The sequence below is a fragment of the Cupriavidus sp. DF5525 genome (assembly GCF_040149425.2).
Lineage (GTDB): Bacteria > Pseudomonadota > Gammaproteobacteria > Burkholderiales > Burkholderiaceae > Cupriavidus > Cupriavidus pickettii_A.
On record NZ_CP168267.1, the window covers coordinates 97217 to 115306 of the forward strand.

The 18090-nt window shown below is 62.9% G+C and carries 16 protein-coding genes and 1 pseudogene; 12 read left to right on the forward strand and 5 right to left on the reverse strand.

Features of this window, described 5'->3' with window-relative positions; translation table 11 throughout:
* The first annotated feature begins 81 nt into the window (after positions 1–81).
* Entirely contained in the window at positions 82–651 is a 570-nt protein-coding gene (locus ABNX08_RS34780; RefSeq protein WP_349608539.1) for an isochorismatase family cysteine hydrolase, read from the forward strand.
* Positions 652–952: 301 nt separating this feature from the next.
* Here ABNX08_RS34780 and ABNX08_RS34785 read toward each other — a convergent pair whose 3' ends face one another.
* Positions 953–1177, reverse strand: a complete 225-nt coding sequence (locus tag ABNX08_RS34785; protein WP_374063779.1) for a DUF2188 domain-containing protein — start codon at positions 1175–1177, stop codon at positions 953–955.
* 194 nt (positions 1178–1371) lie between these two features.
* On the opposite strand from ABNX08_RS34785, the gene ABNX08_RS34790 reads away from it, so the two are divergent.
* Entirely contained in the window at positions 1372–3108 is a 1737-nt protein-coding gene (locus ABNX08_RS34790; protein WP_022534593.1) for an IS1634 family transposase, read from the forward strand.
* Between the two features lie 226 nt (positions 3109–3334).
* On the opposite strand, the gene ABNX08_RS34795 is transcribed toward ABNX08_RS34790, so the two are convergent.
* Positions 3335–3559: a DUF2188 domain-containing protein gene (locus tag ABNX08_RS34795; RefSeq protein WP_349607447.1), complete on the reverse strand. Its 225-nt coding sequence runs from the start codon at positions 3557–3559 to the stop codon at positions 3335–3337.
* Positions 3560–4586: 1027 nt separating this feature from the next.
* Here ABNX08_RS34795 and ABNX08_RS34800 point away from each other — a divergent pair.
* The 6 genes from ABNX08_RS34800 to ABNX08_RS34825 are packed head-to-tail and all read left to right on the forward strand — an operon-like array spanning position 4587 to position 10156.
* Positions 4587–5438 (forward strand): STAS domain-containing protein, encoded by an 852-nt coding sequence (locus ABNX08_RS34800; protein ID WP_349607449.1) that lies wholly within the window; start codon positions 4587–4589, stop codon positions 5436–5438.
* A gap of 15 nt (positions 5439–5453) precedes the next feature.
* Positions 5454–5810 (forward strand): STAS domain-containing protein, encoded by a 357-nt coding sequence (locus ABNX08_RS34805; protein WP_349607451.1) that lies wholly within the window; start codon positions 5454–5456, stop codon positions 5808–5810.
* 6 nt (positions 5811–5816) lie between these two features.
* Positions 5817–6230, forward strand: coding sequence for an anti-sigma regulatory factor (locus ABNX08_RS34810; RefSeq protein WP_349607453.1), 414 nt, complete (start codon positions 5817–5819; stop codon positions 6228–6230).
* 28 nt (positions 6231–6258) lie between these two features.
* Positions 6259–7257, forward strand: a complete 999-nt coding sequence (locus tag ABNX08_RS34815) for a SpoIIE family protein phosphatase (protein WP_374063780.1) — start codon at positions 6259–6261, stop codon at positions 7255–7257.
* Positions 7258–7259: 2 nt separating this feature from the next.
* On the forward strand, positions 7260–8171 hold the full coding sequence (locus ABNX08_RS34820) for an ATP-binding protein (RefSeq protein WP_349607457.1): 912 nt from the start codon (positions 7260–7262) through the stop codon (positions 8169–8171).
* 2 nt (positions 8172–8173) lie between these two features.
* A complete protein-coding gene (locus ABNX08_RS34825; RefSeq protein WP_349607459.1) occupies positions 8174–10156 on the forward strand; it encodes a response regulator in 1983 nt (660 codons plus the stop codon).
* Between the two features lie 250 nt (positions 10157–10406).
* On the opposite strand, the gene ABNX08_RS34830 is transcribed toward ABNX08_RS34825, so the two are convergent.
* A complete protein-coding gene (locus ABNX08_RS34830; protein ID WP_349607461.1) occupies positions 10407–11504 on the reverse strand; it encodes a cyanophycinase in 1098 nt (365 codons plus the stop codon).
* A 452-nt stretch (positions 11505–11956) separates the two neighbouring features.
* On the opposite strand from ABNX08_RS34830, the pseudogene ABNX08_RS34835 reads away from it, so the two are divergent.
* The 4 genes and pseudogenes from ABNX08_RS34835 to ABNX08_RS34850 all read left to right on the forward strand — a co-directional run.
* Positions 11957–12151: pseudogene (locus tag ABNX08_RS34835) on the forward strand (IS630 family transposase); the annotation flags it as partial.
* Between the two features lie 174 nt (positions 12152–12325).
* Positions 12326–12553, forward strand: coding sequence for a hypothetical protein (locus tag ABNX08_RS34840; protein WP_349607463.1), 228 nt, complete (start codon positions 12326–12328; stop codon positions 12551–12553).
* Between the two features lie 63 nt (positions 12554–12616).
* Positions 12617–12787, forward strand: coding sequence for an ATP-binding protein (locus tag ABNX08_RS34845; protein WP_374063781.1), 171 nt, complete (start codon positions 12617–12619; stop codon positions 12785–12787).
* A gap of 223 nt (positions 12788–13010) precedes the next feature.
* Complete coding sequence (locus ABNX08_RS34850; protein ID WP_349607465.1) at positions 13011–14333, forward strand: epoxide hydrolase family protein; 1323 nt, start codon at positions 13011–13013, stop codon at positions 14331–14333.
* A gap of 624 nt (positions 14334–14957) precedes the next feature.
* Here the strand turns inward: ABNX08_RS34850 and ABNX08_RS34855 are convergent.
* Both ABNX08_RS34855 and ABNX08_RS34860 read right to left on the reverse strand, forming a co-directional pair.
* Positions 14958–16280, reverse strand: coding sequence for an IS110 family transposase (locus ABNX08_RS34855; RefSeq protein WP_349607467.1), 1323 nt, complete (start codon positions 16278–16280; stop codon positions 14958–14960).
* 417 nt (positions 16281–16697) lie between these two features.
* On the reverse strand, positions 16698–17975 hold the full coding sequence (locus ABNX08_RS34860) for an MFS transporter (protein WP_349607469.1): 1278 nt from the start codon (positions 17973–17975) through the stop codon (positions 16698–16700).
* Between the last annotated feature and the right edge of the window lie 115 nt (positions 17976–18090).

Consider the following 18090-nt stretch of genomic DNA (forward strand, 5'->3'; position numbering starts at 1 on the left):
CCACCCGTTGAACGTGGACCCGTCGATTCAGCAGGCCATCGAAAGGGCACGGAAAGCGCCGCTGATGCGCGCAGTGTGACCATGCAGATTCCGGCAATTGTTCCCGCGCAAACTGCTCTGGTGGTCATGCATTATCAGACCGACATCCTGGCGTTATTTCCATCGGTGGCGCCCACTTTGCTCTCCAATACGCGCAAGCTGTGTGACGCTGCGCGGGCCAGGGGCGTCAGCGTCTATTTCGCCAAGATCCACTTCCGTCCAGGCTATCCGGAAGTCAGTCCGTTGAACAGGAACGGGCAGGGTATCAAGCAACTTGGTCTTTTCGTCGACGACCAGATCTCGCCGGAACTCGGCCAGCAGGCCACTGAACCGCTCATTATCGCGCATCGTGCTAGCGTGTTCTTTGGTACCGACCTGCAGGTGCGGCTTTCCGCGCAGGGTATCGATACCCTGCTCATGGTGGGCATTGCGTCGACCGGTGTGGTGCTGTCCTCGGTCGCGTACGCGAGCGATGCGGACTTCCGTTTATTCACGGTCAAGGATTGCTGCTACGACCCAGATCAGGTCGTGCACGATCATCTTTTTTCAACGGCGTTCGATTCGCGCACAACGGTGCTCTCGCTCGCTGATGCCTTGCTGTTGCTTGCCTAGCATTTACTGGCATTTCGACAGCTTTGGGGGCAAAGCAGTGGCTCCACCGCGCGTCGTGCGGCTCGCTCAACGGCCGGGGGTGGGCGAGGGCGTCGCCTAGCGCGGGGAACCAAGTGGTAGCGTTCGCCCCGTTGCGTGACCTGAGCCGCGGCGCGCTGCCGGTGATGCCAGCAGCCGGTCGCCGTCGTACTTGATCTCAAAGTGCCAGCCGGGCCCGCGCGGGATAGTCTTGCGCTCGCACAGGAGTATCGGCCTGAGTTTGTCCAGGCTGGGCGCTGGCGGGTGCCGGCCGGCCACCGCATCACTCCTTTACGCCGAGCGAATCCTCAGCGATGGCGCTGCGCAAGCGAACAGTCCCGTCTTGACGGTGTATGTGCAGTTCGGCGTTTTCGTGCTTCGCTCGGTGCCATCCTGCAGCAATTGCCGCTTCAAGGGATGAAAACCGGTGGGGCCGTTCCGCAGGGCCTTCTATTTCGAGTGCCCAGCCATTTTCAGCCGGCACAACGCGAACGATTCGCGTACGCATCAATGTCTCACAAGGCGTTAGCGGCAGCACGACCTCTGCCTTTAGTCCGAAGTTCCATGGTGACGCTGCGGCTGCGGCGTCGCGAAGCCCTTTTCCCGATTGAGGAATCGGCTCATCGGGGGGCGTTCGATGCCCTCATTTTGTAGTCACTAAAAGTTCTTGACATTGGCGGGTTTTCTCCTATTCTGCTGGCTATGCCAGCACGAAACGGAACCGCTCACGTCGTTACGACGACCCGCAAGTACAAGGACCAGATCTATCGCACCCACCTGTTGCGGCGCAGTTACCGCGAGGACGGCGTGGTCAAGAACGAGACGCTGGGCAACCTGTCCCACTTGCCCGAGGCACTGATCGAGATCATCCGCCGCTCACTCAAGGGCGAGACCTTCGTGCCGCTGGGCGAGGCGTTCGAGGTGACACGCTCGCGCGCTCACGGCCACGTGCAGGCGGTGGCCACGGCCATGCAGCGTCTGGGCTTTGCCTCGCTGATCGCCTCCAAGCCTTCGCGCGAGCGCGACCTGGTGCTGGCGATGGTGGCCGCGCGCATCGCGGCGCCGCACACGAAGCTGGCCACCACGCGCTGGTGGCACACCAGCACCCTGGCGGAGGACTTCGGCGTGACCGAGGCCAACGAGAACGACCTGTACGCGGCAATGGACTGGCTGCTCGCGCGCCAGGGCACAATCCAGAAGAAGCTCGCCGCGCGCCACTTGAGCGCCGGTGGCCTGGTGCTGTATGACCTGAGCTCCAGCTACTTCGAGGGCAGCACCTGCCCGCTGGCCAAGCTTGGCTACAGCCGCGATGGCAAGAAGGGGCTGCTACAGGTCAACTACGGCTTGCTCACCGATGCGCGCGGCTGCCCAGTGGCGGTGTCGGTGCATGAGGGCAACGTGGCCGACAGCCAGACCTTCATGCCCGAGGTGCGGCGCCTGCAAGAGGAATTTGGTCTCTCCCGATTGGTCATGGTGGGCGATCGCGGCATGATCTCCAGCAAGGCCATCGACCAGATGCGTGAAGGCGGTGACCTGGGCTGGATCACCGCGCTCAAGAGCGCCTCGATCCGCCCGCTGCTCGAGCAAGGGCAACTGCAGCTTGGCCTGTTCGACGAGCGCAATCTGCTGGAGCTGAGTTCACCGGACTATCCGGGCGAGCGGCTGGTGGCGTGCCGCAATCCGGAACTGGCCAGGCTACGTGCCCACAAGCGAGAAGAGTTGCTGGCGGCCACCGAGGCGTGCCTGCAGCCGATCGTTGCCCGCGTGCAGGCGGGCAAGCTTGCCGGGCGCGATCAGATCGGCCTGCGCGTGGGCAAGGTGATCGACAAGTACAAGGTGGCCAAGCACTTTGCGCTGAGTATCGACGACGCGGCCTTCACGTTCAGCCGCAACAGCGAGGGCATCGCCCGCGAGGCGGCGCTCGACGGCCTCTACATCATCCGCACTTCGGTGAGTGCGGCGCAGATGGACTCGGCCGAGTGCGTGCGCAACTACAAGGCGCTGGCCAACGTGGAGCGCGCGTTCCGTTCGCTAAAAACGGTGGACCTGAAGGTGCGGCCAATCCATCACCGCACGGCCGATCGGGTGCGTGCGCATATCCTGCTGTGCATGCTGGCCTACTACGTCGAATGGCACATGCGTGAGGCTTGGCGCGAACTGATGTTCGCCGACCCGGATCAGGCCGCCAAGGCCACGCGTGATCCGGTGGCGCCTGCCGTGCGCTCTGCGGCAGCGCTGGCCAAGGCGGCGCGCCACACACTTGACGACGGCACGCCCGTGCACAGCTTCTCGAGCTTGATGGCCGAACTCGCCACGATCGTGCGTAACACCTGCCGCACACCCAGCGCTGGCGCTGAAGTGCCGACGTTCGAACTCGTCACCACGGCCAACGCGAAACAGAAGCAGGCTCTGGAATTGCTTCAGCAAATCCGCGTGTAGACAGAAACTGGAACACGGGAATCACGACAAGTGGTTGTCGCAAAAGGGGAAACTCGCCCAGGCGGCTGGTGAACTTCGGTTTAGTGGCACCCCAGAAAAATGCGCCCGCTGCGTGGAGCGGGCGCTGCGAAAGCCGAATGGGTGAACGCATTCGACAGGGTCGATATTGCCCAGCTATGTTGCGCGCAGCCTATCCCCACTCAAGAGGGAGCGTCGTCGAAACGCATCACCCCTTGAGCTTGCGCGGACCCGTACTGAAGGAATTTCGCATGCTGATGTGGCCGTCGCGGGCATAAACGATAAGATCGACCTTTGCCTGGTTGGCCAGCTTGGTCCCGGCGGCGATCGCTTCATCCTGGGACGCGTAGACCTGCCGGCCCTCGGGGCCACCCTCGGCCTCGACCGCCCACCCGCTATCGTCGGGCACGATGTGGATGTTCTTGCGTGGCATGGTTCGTTTCTCAGTGGGCCAGTTGCCAGGTCCTTCTCGAGCCTCATTTCCGCAAGAAAGCCCCTCGGGAAGGGGTGGGTGTTCGAGGGAGAAGCAACGTCGGGCTGTAGCGTTCCAACCCTGCTGTTCAGTCTAGTTTTTGCGCTTCGGTATGGCCGGGGCGTCGGTGTGACAGCAAACTGTTAGGGTAAATCGAAATCATTCTCAAATCCCTTGGGGTTTTGAGCATTCACCCCAAGGATCGTCGCTATACAGCAGGTCGTAGTCTTGTGGGAAGAGCTTTTGGATCTCGAACTGTTCGCGCTCTCAATCTGCGCTCCCTGCCGCAAGGTGTTAGCTCTGCTTCTGGGACTTGGTCAAGTCGGGACATAGTGGATCCGATGGATCGCATCATGACGTCATGCTAATGCCTGTCCATCCCACCAGCAAAGGGCACAGACTCAGTGATCGGCGTCAGCCGGCCCCCCACTCTGGTCGTTCGCGAACGAGTGTCGCAAAAGCACCGAGCCGTCGCAATCCTGTATCACCAACTCTGACCTAATTGCGCTGCGCGAGGACTCGTGCGGCGGCTGATGGCCGCTTCAAGGGTGCCGGATTTCGAGCCGTTTTCACGACCGCCGACTGATACTGCCCAACCCTGGGCTACCCGTACAACGAGCACGTTTTCGCCCGGCATAGACAGACCCCCTTCGTGGCGCGCCGCGTCAGGGAACTCTGGGTAGAGCCGGATTGCATCACATCTTGATCCTTTGACGCCGCTGTTCAGATTACACGTGAATCGGACGGGAATCGAAGAAATGAACGACGGCCATGCTGGATGCCTATACAGTACCCGTGATGCCAATCTAATGCGGGCACCAGTGCATCCCGTACTGGTTGATCGGGCAGTCGTAGCCTCAACAAATCTTGTCCGCACGCGGCGCTCGTTCGGCGCCGAGGCGGTGAAACGCCCAGACCTAATCCCGCTAGCATTCCCTGCATTGCGTTGCCTATATTGTGTGCATCGCCTACAACATTTGCTCTTGTCATGCGCCCCGAGAACCAACGCCTTGCCGACCTGTTGCGTGCCGATCCTGACAAGATCCTGAGCGGTTGGACCACCGAATACCAGGCGCTCTCCGGTGGCCGCGGTGTCACCGGCAACGTTGCCGCTGAACAGCGTAGCATCCTTCAGGGTCTCGAAACCGCGTTGCGCGCCGATGGCGACGTCAGGCGCTTCAACGACGCCCCGTTTGCCGCCGTGCGCGACGTACTGGCGCAATTGTCCGCTTCGCGCGCCGCGCAGGGAGAGTCTGCGGACATCACCAGCGGCTTCGTGCTCTCGGCCAAGCGCCCCATTTTTGATGCGGTTCAGCGCGACGGCGGCAACGTGGACGCGCAGATTGATGTGATCTGGACGGCCTCTTCGATCCTGGACCGCATGGCGCAATGGACCATGTCGGCCTACCAGCAGAACCGCGAGGACATCATCCGGCGCCAGCAGTCGGAACTGCTGGAGTTGTCGACCCCCGTGATCAAGCTGTGGGAAGGTGTGCTGGCGGTGCCGGTGATCGGCACGCTGGACAGCAAGCGCGCGCAGATGGTGCTCGAGACCTTGCTGGAGCGTATTGTCGAAACCGGGTCCGAACTGGCGATTATCGATATTACCGGAGTACCGACCGTCGACACGCTGGTGGCCCAGCACTTGATGAAGACGGTGACCGCCATTCGGCTGTTGGGTGCCGAAAGCATCATCAGCGGGATCCGTCCGCAGATCGCCCAGACCATCGTGCACCTGGGCATCGACCTCCAGGGCATCGTGACCAAGGCGACGCTCGCGGATGCCTTGGCGGCCGCAATGCGCATGACGGGACACAGCATTTCCCGGCAGCAGGCCTGAAGCGGAGGCCAGGCCATGGAACGCATTCCGATCCTGCGCATGGGGCACTACCTCCTCGTCACGATCCAGATCGATATGCAAGACCAGACGGCGTTGCGGCTCCAGGAAGACCTGGCGAGCCGCATCGAGCAGACCGCGGCACGCGGCGTGCTGATCGACGTGTCGGCGCTCGAGGTGGTGGATTCCTTCGTCGGCCGCATGCTGGTGAGCATTTCCGACGTCGCGCGGATCCTTGGCGCCGTCACGGTCGTGGTCGGCATCCGGCCGGCCGTGGCGATCACGCTGGTGGAGCTTGGTTTGCCGCTCACGGGCGTGCGGACGGCACTGAATGTCGAGCGCGGCATGGCCCTGCTCGACACTGCACAGCGGTGACACCAGGTGACCGGGCCCGAATTTGCCCCCACCGGCACCATCCCGCTGCGGGATGAGCGCGATGTCGTGCAAGCCCGCTCAGTGGTGCGCGGCCTGACCGTCGGCTTGGAGTTCTCGCTGGTGGAGCAGACTAAGATGATTACGGCGGCTAGTGAACTCGCCCGTAATACGCTGGTGCATGGTCACGGCGGGGAAATGCGCTGGGAAATCATCGACGAGGGGGCGCGCAAGGGACTGCGGCTGCATTTCGAGGACCAGGGGCCCGGCATCCCGGACCTCGACCTGGCGCTCACCGATGGCTGGACCACCGGCCGCGGCCTGGGCATGGGGCTGTCCGGGAGCCGCCGCCTGGTAAATGAATTCGCAATTCGTAGCCAAGTCGGGGAGGGGACCTGTGTCAGTATCGCTCGGTGGAAGTAGCGGGCAAGGGCCGGTCGTAGTCGTGCGCATGGACGACGCCAGCCAGGTGGGCGAAGCCAGGCGGCTGGCGGCTGACCTGTCCACACGGCTGGCCTTCGACAGCGTGCTTGCGGGCCGGATCTCCGTCGCGATCAATGAACTGTGCAACAACCTGATCCGGCATGCTGTGGGTGGCCGCCTGATGATCGGCGCTCGGGCGGCCGGCGAGGCCATGATGATCGAACTGATCTCGATGGACGACGGGCCCGGCATGGGCGACCTGCAGGCCTGCATGTGCGATGGCTATTCCAGCGCGGGCAGCGCCGGGCAGGGCCTCGGAGCCGTGCGGCGCATGGCCGATGATTTCGACATCGTCAGCCTTCCTGGGCAAGGGAGCTGGATCCTGGCCAGGTTCTACCGCGAGCGGGAGGTTGGAGGGCACCCGGTGCGCGCCGGTCCGGTGCACGGATGCGCCGTGGGAGCGGTCTGCCTGGCCGCCCCCGGCGAGCAGGTCAGCGGCGACGGCTGGGGCGTGGCGCAGCATGAGGGGGGCGCGGACATCCTGGTGGCGGACGGGCTTGGGCATGGCCCCATGGCCGCCGTTTCCGCCAAGGCAGCGCTTGACGCCTTTGCCACCGGGCCTGGCGTGAGCCCGCGGGAGTTGCTCGAACGGGTCCACACGGCGCTGCGCAGCACCCGCGGCGCTGCCGTCAGCGCCGTTCGCCTGGACATGCGGGCCAACCAGATCCGTTTTGCCGGCGCGGGCAATGTGATCGGCCGCATCATCACCGGCACCGCCGACCGTACGCTGCTGCCGCAGCCCGGCACGGCCGGCATCGAGGTGCGCGCGGTGCAGGAGCAGGTGATCGATTGGCCCGCACATGCGCTGGTCATCCTCTGCTCGGACGGCGTGCAAACGCGCTGGCAATTGGAGGATGCCAGCCTGCTGCGGCACGATCCGACGCTGATCGCAGCCTTTATCTTGGGGAAGTTCAGCCGCGGTTGTGACGACGCCACCGTGCTGGTCATCCGCCGCGCCGAGGAGTGAACATGGCGACGGACGACCTTGACCGCCTGCGGGCCGACACCGCGCTGAGCCGGGCCGATCTGGAGGAAACCCTGGCAGCCAAGACCCGCGAATGCGACAGCCTGCGCGCTGAGCTGGAGGAGACCAACCGCGGCGTGCTGGCGCTCTATGCGGAACTGGATATCCAGGCGGAAATGCTGCGCCAGGCGACGGAACTGAAGAGCAGGTTCCTCGCCTACATGAGCCATGAGTTCCGCACGCCCATCGTCGCCATCCAGAGCATCACGCGCTTGTTGATCGACCGCGTCGACGGCCCGTTGACTACCGAGCAGGAACGACAGGTGATGTTCGTGCGCGCGACCGCCGCGGAGTTTTCCGACCTGGTCAACGACCTGCTGGACCTGGCCAAGCTCGAGGCCGGCCGCGTGGACGTGTCGCCGGCATGGTTCGACATGGTGGCGCTGTTCGATACGCTGCGCGGCATGTTCAAGCCCGTACTGACGAATCCCGAGGTGTCGCTGATCTTCCAGGAGCCGCACGACGTGCCAGGCATTTACAGCGACGACCGCAAGCTGTCGCAGATCCTGCGCAACTTCATTTCCAACGCGCTCAAGTTCACGCCTCGCGGCGAAGTCCGCGTTTCGGCTGCGCTGGTCGGCGAAACGGAAGTCATGTTCTCGGTCCAGGACACCGGGATCGGCATTCCCGCGGCGATGCACGGTGCCGTCTTCCAGGATTTTGTACAGATTGACTCGCCGCTGCAGCGCCGCCTGCGCGGCTCAGGCCTGGGCCTGGCGCTCAGCAAGCGGCTGGCCGAGTTGCTCGGCGGCCGGGTCGGGTTCGAGAGCGAGGTCGACGTGGGCTCGCGCTTCTATGTCACGCTGCCGCTCACGTATCCGGAACCGCTGCCGGCAGCGGGAGAAAAGGGGGCGTGACCATGGACCATCAAGCCCTGCCGCGGACTGGCCGGCCGCAGGCGCAGCCACTCATACTGGTCGTTGACGACAATCCGGTCACCCGTTATTCGACCGTGCGCGTGCTCAATGGCGCCGGATTCCGCACGGTCGAAGCGGATTGCGGACTGGATGCGCTGCACATGGCAACGGACCCCGAAATCCTGGTCATGGTGCTCGACGTCAACCTGCCCGATATCGACGGCATCCAGGTGTGCGAGCGCTTGCGCGCGGCGCCCGACACCGCCACGCTGCCGGTGATTCACCTGTCGGCCACCTATGTGCAGGACTACGACAAGGCACGCGGGCTGGATGCCGGCGCAACCGCGTACCTCGTGCATCCAGTCGAACCCGAGGTGCTGATTGCCACCGCCTCCGCGCTGGCGCGCGCCAGCGCGGCCGAGCGCTCGTTGCGCGATAGCGAGGCGCGCCTGCGCGCGATCTACCAGCAGGCCACCATTGGCATTTGCGTGCTGGACGCGCGCGGGCATCTGGTCGACGTCAACCCGGCCATGGTGGCGCTGCTGCAACGGCCCGCTGCGGAGTTGGCGGGTCAGGCCGTGACTGCGCTCGCGCCCCCCGAATGGATGGAACTAACGGCCGAGGCCACCGGACCCGCGCAGCGTGGCGGTTGGCAGGGGACGTTTCCGTTGCTCGATGGAACAGGCGAGCCGATGCACCTGGACTGGAGCATTTCCGCCGCCATGCCATCCGGGGGCAGGGTGGCCGTGGTCTCGAACGCCACCGACCGGATCCGGCTCGAACGCCAGCAGGAGCAACTGATCGAACGCGAGCAGGCGGCACGAGCCAGCGTCGAGCGGCTGAACCGGATGAAGGACGAGTTCATCGCCATCCTTTCGCACGAGCTGCGCAACCCGCTCAACGTGATCTCGGTCTGGACCCATGTGCTGGGCCGCCATGTCACGACCGACGAAGGCCGCCGCGGGCTGGCTGCCGTCGAACGCAACATCGCCATCCAGCAGCGGCTGGTGGCGGATCTGGTTGACGTGTCGCTGCTCAACGTCGGCAAGATGAAGCTGGAATGCGAGATGGCCAGCCCAGCCGCGGTCATCCACGCTGCGCTGGAAAGCATGCAGTTGATAATGCAAGAAAAGCACATTACGGTGCAGGCCGAACTCGCGCCCGACCTGGTGCCATCCGCATGGATCGACCCGGCTCGCTTCCAGCAGATCCTGTGGAACCTGCTGTCCAACGCCGTCAAGTTCTCGCCGGATGGCGCCACCATACGGGTGATCGCGAACTCTGATGTGGAGACGCTGCGCGTGTCGGTGATCGACGTCGGCCGCGGCATCGAGCCGGAGTTCCTGCCCGTGCTGTTCGACCGCTTCACCCAGAGCGACGACGCCAACCGGCGCAAGCACGGCGGGCTGGGACTGGGACTGGCCATCGTCAAGCGCCTTGCGGAAATGCACGGCGGCGCGGTTCAGGCCTTCAGCGCCGGAAATGGCTGCGGCGCGACCTTCGAAGTGTCCATTCCGCTGGTGCCGCCCGCCGCCGAAGCCCCCGAGGCCGAGGCACAGCGCAGCACGGGCAACGGCGCGGCCGCGCCCACGACGCCGCTGGATGCGCTGGACATCCTGCTGGTGGAGGACGACAGCGATGCCGCCGCGGCCCTGAGCGCCGTGCTGGCGGATTACGGCGCCCATGTGCGCACCGCCCGGGACAGCGACGAGGCGTTGAACCTGATTGCCAGCGCCACGCCGGACCTGATCATCAGCGATATCGGCTTGCCCGGACGGGACGGCAACGACCTGATCCGCGAAGTTCGCACGCGTGAGACGATAGAATCCCAGTCCCGCGTGCCGGCCATTGCGCTGACGGCTTTTACCCGTCAGCAAGACCGGCGGCTGGCCATGGAGTCCGGGTTCGATGCGGTCTGTGGCAAGCCATTGCGTCTGCAGGAACTGATGAGTGCGATCGAGATGGCGTTGCCGGGGGCGGACTAGCCGATGTAGGCTCTGCGTTCAGAATTTTGCAGACTTGACTTGCTCTGGCTCCTTGAGATGGTGAAATCGTTTTCGCTCAAATATTACACAATGAGCTCGGGGCAAGCTCGCCAATCAGCGCATTAACAGTGACCGCTTCGCGCCAACAAGCGGTCGTTACCCGCCGGATGGCAATCGTCTCTAGCCGGTCTCGGACAGGAGGCTCGTCGCGAAACTGTGACCGTGTCGCACTGACCCTTGTCGGCCGCAGTTAATAAGGTATCTTCTTCGGAGATTCCATTCCAGCAATCTCGTCTACCCTGTAGTTAGGAACATTGGGGTCGTCGCCGCCATTCCACCAAGCGGTTAGGTCGAACGACAAAGCGGAGTCCGCAAGCCTTTGCACGAGAACAGTTTGCATTGTTAAGGGCTTGCCAGGCGCGCAGGGGCCCGGCGACGTCGTTGGACTGAGAAAGTGCACGGCGCTAGTCGAGGTCGTCGAGATGTTCGTCACCCGACGGGCGATGTAACGACCTGATGCCTTCTGGATTAGCAATGCCGTTTCCACGTCGATTCCGATGCCCCTGGCATCGGAAGGCGTCAGAATCCCGCCTGGACACCCGACATCGCCGGTACCAGGGGCAATGGTCCTAGACACAAAGGTAACGAGCCGGCCCATGCGATCCCGGGCGTCGAAGTGCGGATCCACAAAGGTATTCTTTAGAGCAGGGACGCTTAGAAAACTGGCCGCCGAGAACGGTGTCGGGTCGAGCGTCATGGCATCGTTGTAAGGATCCTTTAGCGCGTCCTTCGATGTGACCGTCCCATTGAGGGCAGAGAAGATAAACTCCCCGAGCACGTTTGCGCCCGCGCTTGTGCCGCCGACAGGAACATTGTTGGCAAGAAGCGTTGCAATCGTGCTTTCTAGCGCTGTTCCTTTCCATAGTCTGATGTAGTTAGCCTGGTCACCGCCTGCGATCCACAATGCATTCGCGGAGCTAACCACCGCGTTGACAAACGGGTCATTCGCGCCGGCTCTGCTGGTAATGATTAGTGTTTCCGCTGATGTCAGCCCGAGGTACGCACCGCCGACGAAGCCATCCACCGCCGGTGTTGTAGTGGAGTTGCTCGCATCGCTGTAATAGAAGTAGGGGTCGTAGGCGTCGGATCCGGTCGCTCTAATCACGACGAAACGCCCTCCGGTCGATCGTGTGATGCCGGCCTGCTGGATCATCCACCGGAATGCCTCATCAACGTCCGGCCCACCGCCCATCACTACCACAGGTTGAATGGCCTGCGGCGTAGTCGCAGGAAGCGGCCAAACAACTGGCTTCGGCTTTCCGGACTCAAAATATTGAGTTCCGGTCACGAAATAGCTGTAAGGTGGCGGGGGCTCCGTTGGTGTGGGGGCAGCGACAACGGAGGGCACTGTCAAGACAATGAGAAGCCCAAACGCTGCCGTCGCTTGGCGAACGTCGGCCCAGCAGCGCAACGCGAATTTGGCAAGGATTCCCATAACACCTCCCTGGTGTTGTACTTTCTACCTGGCTCGCAGTAGCGATGGTGAGGCCGCTTTGGCATAGCCCACCTAAAACGCAGATTAGAAGTCTATAAGCCGAACCGGTGCTGGTCAAACGTCGCCAGGCGGAGAGATCCGCCGTCGTGTACTTGCCCGGCGTCCGAGCGTGCTCATCGTTCAGCCAGATCAAGGGGATGGGTCGAAGGGCTTCAACCCTCGAAGCGCAATACGCCCGACAAGTCTTCAAGCTGACTTGCGAGTTAATCGAAACCCGCCGTCGGCGAGCACCGCAATCTGAAGAAACTCTCGATGGCAGTGTCATTGGTCAGTGCATGACAAAGCATCGACACCAAGAGTGGCTGCGCTTCTTGCGGCAGATTGATCGAAGTACGCCCAAGGACCGCGAGCTTCATTTGATCGCTGACAACTATGCAACCCACAAGCACCTCAATGTGCAAGCGTGGCTCGCCAAACATCCACGATTTCACATGCATTTCGTGTCGTCTCAAACTAGGCCGGCGCAATCGCAAGAGTTACCGCTCCTCTGGCCTGTTGTTGTTTTGTCACTAAATCGTCATACCTTTCCGAAGAAGATAGTTTCTGCTCTCCCGAAAGCAGGCGGTGGACCACACAAAAATCCAGGGTCCAGGCGGACCCATTGAGGAGGTTTCATGGAGAACACGGACGTCCCGCTTGCTGAGGGCGTCCGCTGGGCAGTCCTGAGCTTGACGGCGTCTTTCCTGCTTGGCTGCCAGGCAGGGGCCCAGGCAGATCCGCCCATCCAGGCGCGAGAGCAGCTCAACCCCGTAGTCTGGATGCAGCGGTCGACGGATTATCCTGCAAGCGCGCTTCAGACATACCGACTGGCCACCGGCAAACTGGCCGAGGCCAAGTCGTGAACGTCTGTCACGGCGTCCGTCGAGCAAGCCAAGGCAGGCGGATTCAAGTCGAAGAAGCCGGCAGTGGTTCTAGACATCGACGAGACCGTGCTGAACAATTTAAAGTCCGGCGGCCTGGGGATTGGCCTGTCGATCTGCCGGTCCATCATCGATGCCCACAGCGGAAAACTGTGGGCAGACGACAACCCGCCGCACGGCGCCGCCTTCAGGTTCACGTTGCCGGCCTTCCACTAAACCAAGGTTCAGTGCACCCAACCATGTGCGCAGGCTCTCGGCCCGCCGGTTGAATACCGCCTGCATTTCGCGTGCCGCGGGCGTGCACGTCGATACCAAAAGGTCGAACCCCTCGACAACGGCGCAATACAAATCAACCACAGTACCCGGCATCCTTCGGCCCCGGATTGTGAACATTTGCGGTCACAGCCGAATGCAACCAACGGTTTCCAGGGAGTTCGCCATGCCACAGACGCCTGATTTCGGTCGCCGTCTCTTTTGCGGCACTGCAGTGGTAGCCGCTGCAAGCACGCTAGGTCTACTCAATCTTTCAGAAAGGTCTCACGCCATGACTAAAGTTGCACAACAGATCGGTACCGACGGAGTTGCCATCCGTCCGTTTCATGTGAATTTTCCAGAATCGGATCTCGCCGAATTGCGACGGCGCGTCGCCGCGACGCGGTTGCCGGAGAAGGAGACCGTCGCAGACTTTTCACAGGGCGTACCGCTCGCCACAGTTCAGAAGCTCGCGCGCTACTGGGCCACGGAATACGACTGGCGCAAGGTCGAAGCGCGGCTCAATGCCGTGCCGAACTTCATCACCGAGGTCGACGGTCTCGACATCCACTTCATCCACGTTCGTTCGAAGCACGAAAATGCCTTGCCGGTGATCATCACGCACGGCTGGCCGGGGTCCATCGTCGAGCAGCTCAAGCTCATCGAGCCGCTGACAAATCCCACGGCGCATGGCGGCACTGCTGCAGATGCCTTCCACGTGGTGATTCCATCGATGCCGGGCTACGGCTTTTCCGGAAAGCCAACCACGACCGGCTGGGACCCCGCGCACATCGCACGTGCCTGGGCGGTGCTGATGAAGCGCCTTGGATACAAGCGATATGTGGCGCAAGGCGGGGATTGGGGCGCAATTATCGTGGACGTGATGGCTACGCAGGGACATCCGGAGTTGATCGGCATTCACACGAACATGCCCAACGTGATTCCACCCGAGATCGACAAAGCGGCCGCGGCCGGCAGCCCGGCACCATCGGGTCTTTCGGCCGACGAAAAGCACGCGTACGAGACGCTGGCCTCTACCTACAGGAACTTCCAATATGGCTACTTCATGGGGTCGCGTCCGCAAACGCTGTACGGCATCGCGGATTCACCCGTCGGTGTGGCAGCCTGGATGCTTGACCACGACCCGCGTAGTTTGCAGCTCATCGCACGTGCATTTGACGGGCAGCCAACGGGTCTTACACGGGACGATGTGCTCGACAACGCCACACTGTTCTGGTTGACGAACACAACAATCTCTGCTGCTCGTCTCTATTGGGAGGCGATAGACAAGAAGACCGACTTCTTTGGCCCCAAGAACGTCTCCATCCCGGTCGCTGTGAGCGTCTTTCCTGACGAGATCTACCATACGCCGCGAAGCTGGGCGGAGCGGGCGTACCCCAAGCTCATACACTACAACAAGCTTCCCAAGGGCGGACATTTCGCCGCCTGGGAGCAACCGAAGCTCCTCTCGGAAGAACTTCGCACCGGCTTCAAGTCGCTGCGCGGGTAACTAGCTCGTTGAAGCTCCACGGACGAAGCATGTCTGTGGAGCATCCGAAGCATGCGCCCAAGCAACCAGGCGAGAACCAGCGCAGCTACCGGCTGATCTCCCGCGTCTTCGCAGGGCTGGCCGCCGAGCTCACACGAAACGACATCCTCGACAACATCACACTCACCTGGTTGACGGGCACGGCGCTTTCATCGACCCGCCTCTACTGGGAGAGCAAGGTGGGGTTCTTGAACGTCAAGGGCGTCACCATCCCCGTTGCCGTGAGCGTCTTCCCCGACGAACTCCATCGCGGCGGCACTGATCGTGGGAAGCGGTTTGGTGTTGTACCTGGCACAGGCGCAGAAGCCGGAAATCGGGCGTACCGAGCTCACGCACCGCAATCTCGGCCACTCCGTACGCGAGGTCATCCAGACAGGTGTCGACTTTGGCCCAGAAGCAGCGTTCTCCAAGCACTATCGAATCCCAGAGACATGAGCTCGGTGTACCACCCGCAACCTGGCCTACTTCCACGTGGTCGGCAAGGGTGGACACTTCGCTCTATGGGAGGAGAACGAGGATCGGTGCTACGACAATAAAGTTCAAGGCTTCTCCTCTCTTGAGAAACGAAATTGAAGGCGGCCGTATTCATGCGACCACCTCCACGGGATGGATTTGGAAGCCGAGCGCGGCGGCGCGGCGTTTGAGCGCGGCAATGCTGCGCTGGCGCTGCTGCTCTTCATAGTGCTGCTGGCCCTGGTCGACGAAGGCTTCGCCGCGGGTCAGCATGAAGTACACCATCCGTGCGAGTTTATGGGCAACGGCGGTATTGGCGCGCGGCTTGTCCATGCGGGCACACAGCCGGCGGTAGAACGCGCCGAGCGCCGAGCCGTTACGCGACAGACTCATCGCGGCCAGTTTCAGCGCCTGGCGTACCCGGTTGGTGGAGCGCCGGGTGCGCGCGCTGAGCACCTTGCCGCCACTGACCTTGGTCCCGGGACACAGTCCTAGCCAGGAACAGAAGTGCTTGACGCTGCCAAAGCGGCTCAGGTCCGGCCCGATTTCCGAAAGGACAGTCAGCACCGAGGTGACGGCCAGTCCGTTGATACGGGTGAGGTCCACACCGGCCCAGCGTGCGAGCGCCGTGCGTAGGTCGAAGCTGGGCGTGTTCTTGCCGCGCCGCTTGCCCGGCCCGCCGAGTTCGACCTCGTGACGGCCCAGCGGCGCGAGCAACGCCTCGATCTTCGCGTCGCACTCGATGATGCGCTGGGCCAGACTGTCGAACATCGCCAGGGCCTGCCCGAGCACGAACAGATGCTCCTCACGCCAGTTACCCGTCAGCGCCCGCGCGATGTCGCGCTCGCTAGCCTTGACGCGTCCATGGCGATGGCGCGCCAGCACGTTGGGGTCACGCTCGCCCGCCACAATTGCCCGCACGATGGCCTGTCCGGTCATACCCATCACGTCGGTGAGGACTTCGCTGAGCTGGAGGTTCATCTGCACCAGCGCCTTCTGCATGCGCTGCACCCAATTGGCCTGCTCGGTGAGCAGCACCTCGCGCTGACGCACCACTGCACGCACCACACAGACCTCGTCGCCGGGCCGCCAGGCCGCCCGCAACAGCCCCAGACTCATTAGCTTCTGCAGCCACTGGCAGTCGAGCACGTCGCTCTTGCGCCCGGGCACGTATTTCATCTGCCGTGCATCGACCAGCCAGACCTTCAGCCCGCGCTGCTCCAGCACTTCGTACACCGGGATCCAGTACACCCCGGTGGATTCCAGCGCCACCGTGTCGACGCCACATGCAATCAGCCAGTCGGCCATGTCGTTGAGGTCGTCAGTCATCGCGCCGAATTCGCGCACCGGGTCGTCAGTCGCATGGCGGGGCACGGCGACCCAGTGGCTCGATGCTCCGACATCGATCCCCGCTGCGTTGGGAAATACCTCGTCTTCTCGCTTGCGCATGGCCATGGCTTGCTCCAAGATCGTCAGTGAACGGCAGCGCCATGGGAAGCGTCGATTTCGACTCGATCTCTCAAACGGGATGCGCATCGCTGCGCTCACCACTGTCGCCGACGATTCCCGGACCAGGCTCAATAACGGGCTCACCCAGCAGCGAGGCCAATCGCCGCGAGCTCGCACCAATGGGTTATCGGTCATCTCGGCGCTGCCGTTCCCCTTTATAGTCGTTTCTTCGCGAACGCCGGGCACAGGCTTGGGCTTGGGCTTGGGAAGCTCAATAGCTTCAGCTTCGCAAAACAAGTCGGCGATTGGTACGTGGAATGTAATCCGTCTCACCAAGATTCGGGCCTGAGTGCTTGCCGCAAGCCAACTATTTTGTGGCCGCGATCAAGGCTACGCCGATCAATAGCGGAGATCGCGCATCCCTCACCTTCTGGGATCCAATAACTGCTTGCAGAGTGGGCGGCCCTGCCCTAGCAGTCGGGCCGGCAGCGCAAGCAACAGCGCGACCGCTCCCACTGCCAGCAGCGCGGCGAGCAGGTCGAACGCGAGGTAAAGGTCCCCGGTGCGGGTCTTGATCGCGCCCACCGCGATCGGGCTGAGCAAGGCCGCCACGCCTCCCAGGCTGCTGACAAAGGCGATGCCGGCGGGGGCCTGCGTGCCGCCAAGGTAGGCCGGCGGAATCGTCCAGAACACTGGCAGCGCGGCCAGGGATGCGGCAGCGCCGACGGTCATGCAGATGACTGACGGCAACAATTCACCACGCAGGACGCCCATCAGCAGGAAGCTGGCGGCCGCTACGAGGAGGCAGCCCGCCACGTGCCAACGCCGTTCGAGGTGGCGGTCCGAACTGCGCGCCAGCAGGTGCATCGTGACCAGCCCGAGTACATAGGGCAAGGTGGAGATCCAGCCGATGTGCGCCACCCGCGCTTCACCGAAGCCCTGGATCAGGGTAGGCATCCAGTAGGCGATGGTGTTGGTGCAGGCATAGATCGAGAGGAAGATCAGGCCGATGACGTAGACACGCGGATCCATGAGCAAGGCTTTGATCCCGCCGTGCTGTTGTGCGTGGACCTCCTTGCCAAGGTCGCTGGCGAGCAGCGTTTTCTCTGCCGGACTGAGCCACGCCGCCCGCCCCGGGCCGTCGTCGAGGAAGCGATACGCGACGAGACCCAGCAGCATCGCCGGGACGCCTTCCACCACAAACAGCGCCTGCCAGTCGCGCAGCCCCATCCATCCGTCCAGATGCAGCATGATCGCCGCGGCGAGCGGGCCGCTGATCATCCCGGCGAAGGTGCCGGACATCAAAAACAGCGAGGTGATTCGCCCGCGGCGCTGCGCCGGGAACCAGTAGGTCAGGTAGAGGATGACGCCCGGGAAGAAGCCGGCCTCGGCCACGCCGAGCAGGAAGCGCGCGACGTAGAGCGCCTCGGGCGAATTGACCTGGCTCGTGGCGATGGTCGCGAGGCCCCACAGCAGCATGATGCGCGTGATGGTCAGGCGCGCACCGATCTTCTGCATATAGAGGTTGCTCGGCACCTCGAACAGGATGTACCCGGCGAAGAAGGCCGCCGCGCCGATGCCATAAGCAGCGTCCGAGAGACCAAGGTCGCTGGCCATGCGCAGCTTGGCGAACGAGATGTTGATGCGGTCGATGGTGTTCAGCACATAGGCGGCGAACAGAAACGGCAGCAGCCGCCACATGATCTTGCGATAGACGGCGGCAAGCGAGTCGGCATCCTGCGCCAGCGTTGCGGCGTTGCCTGTAGCGAGTGGTTGCACTGCGTACTCCTGGAACTTACGGGTGGGGCCGGCAGAG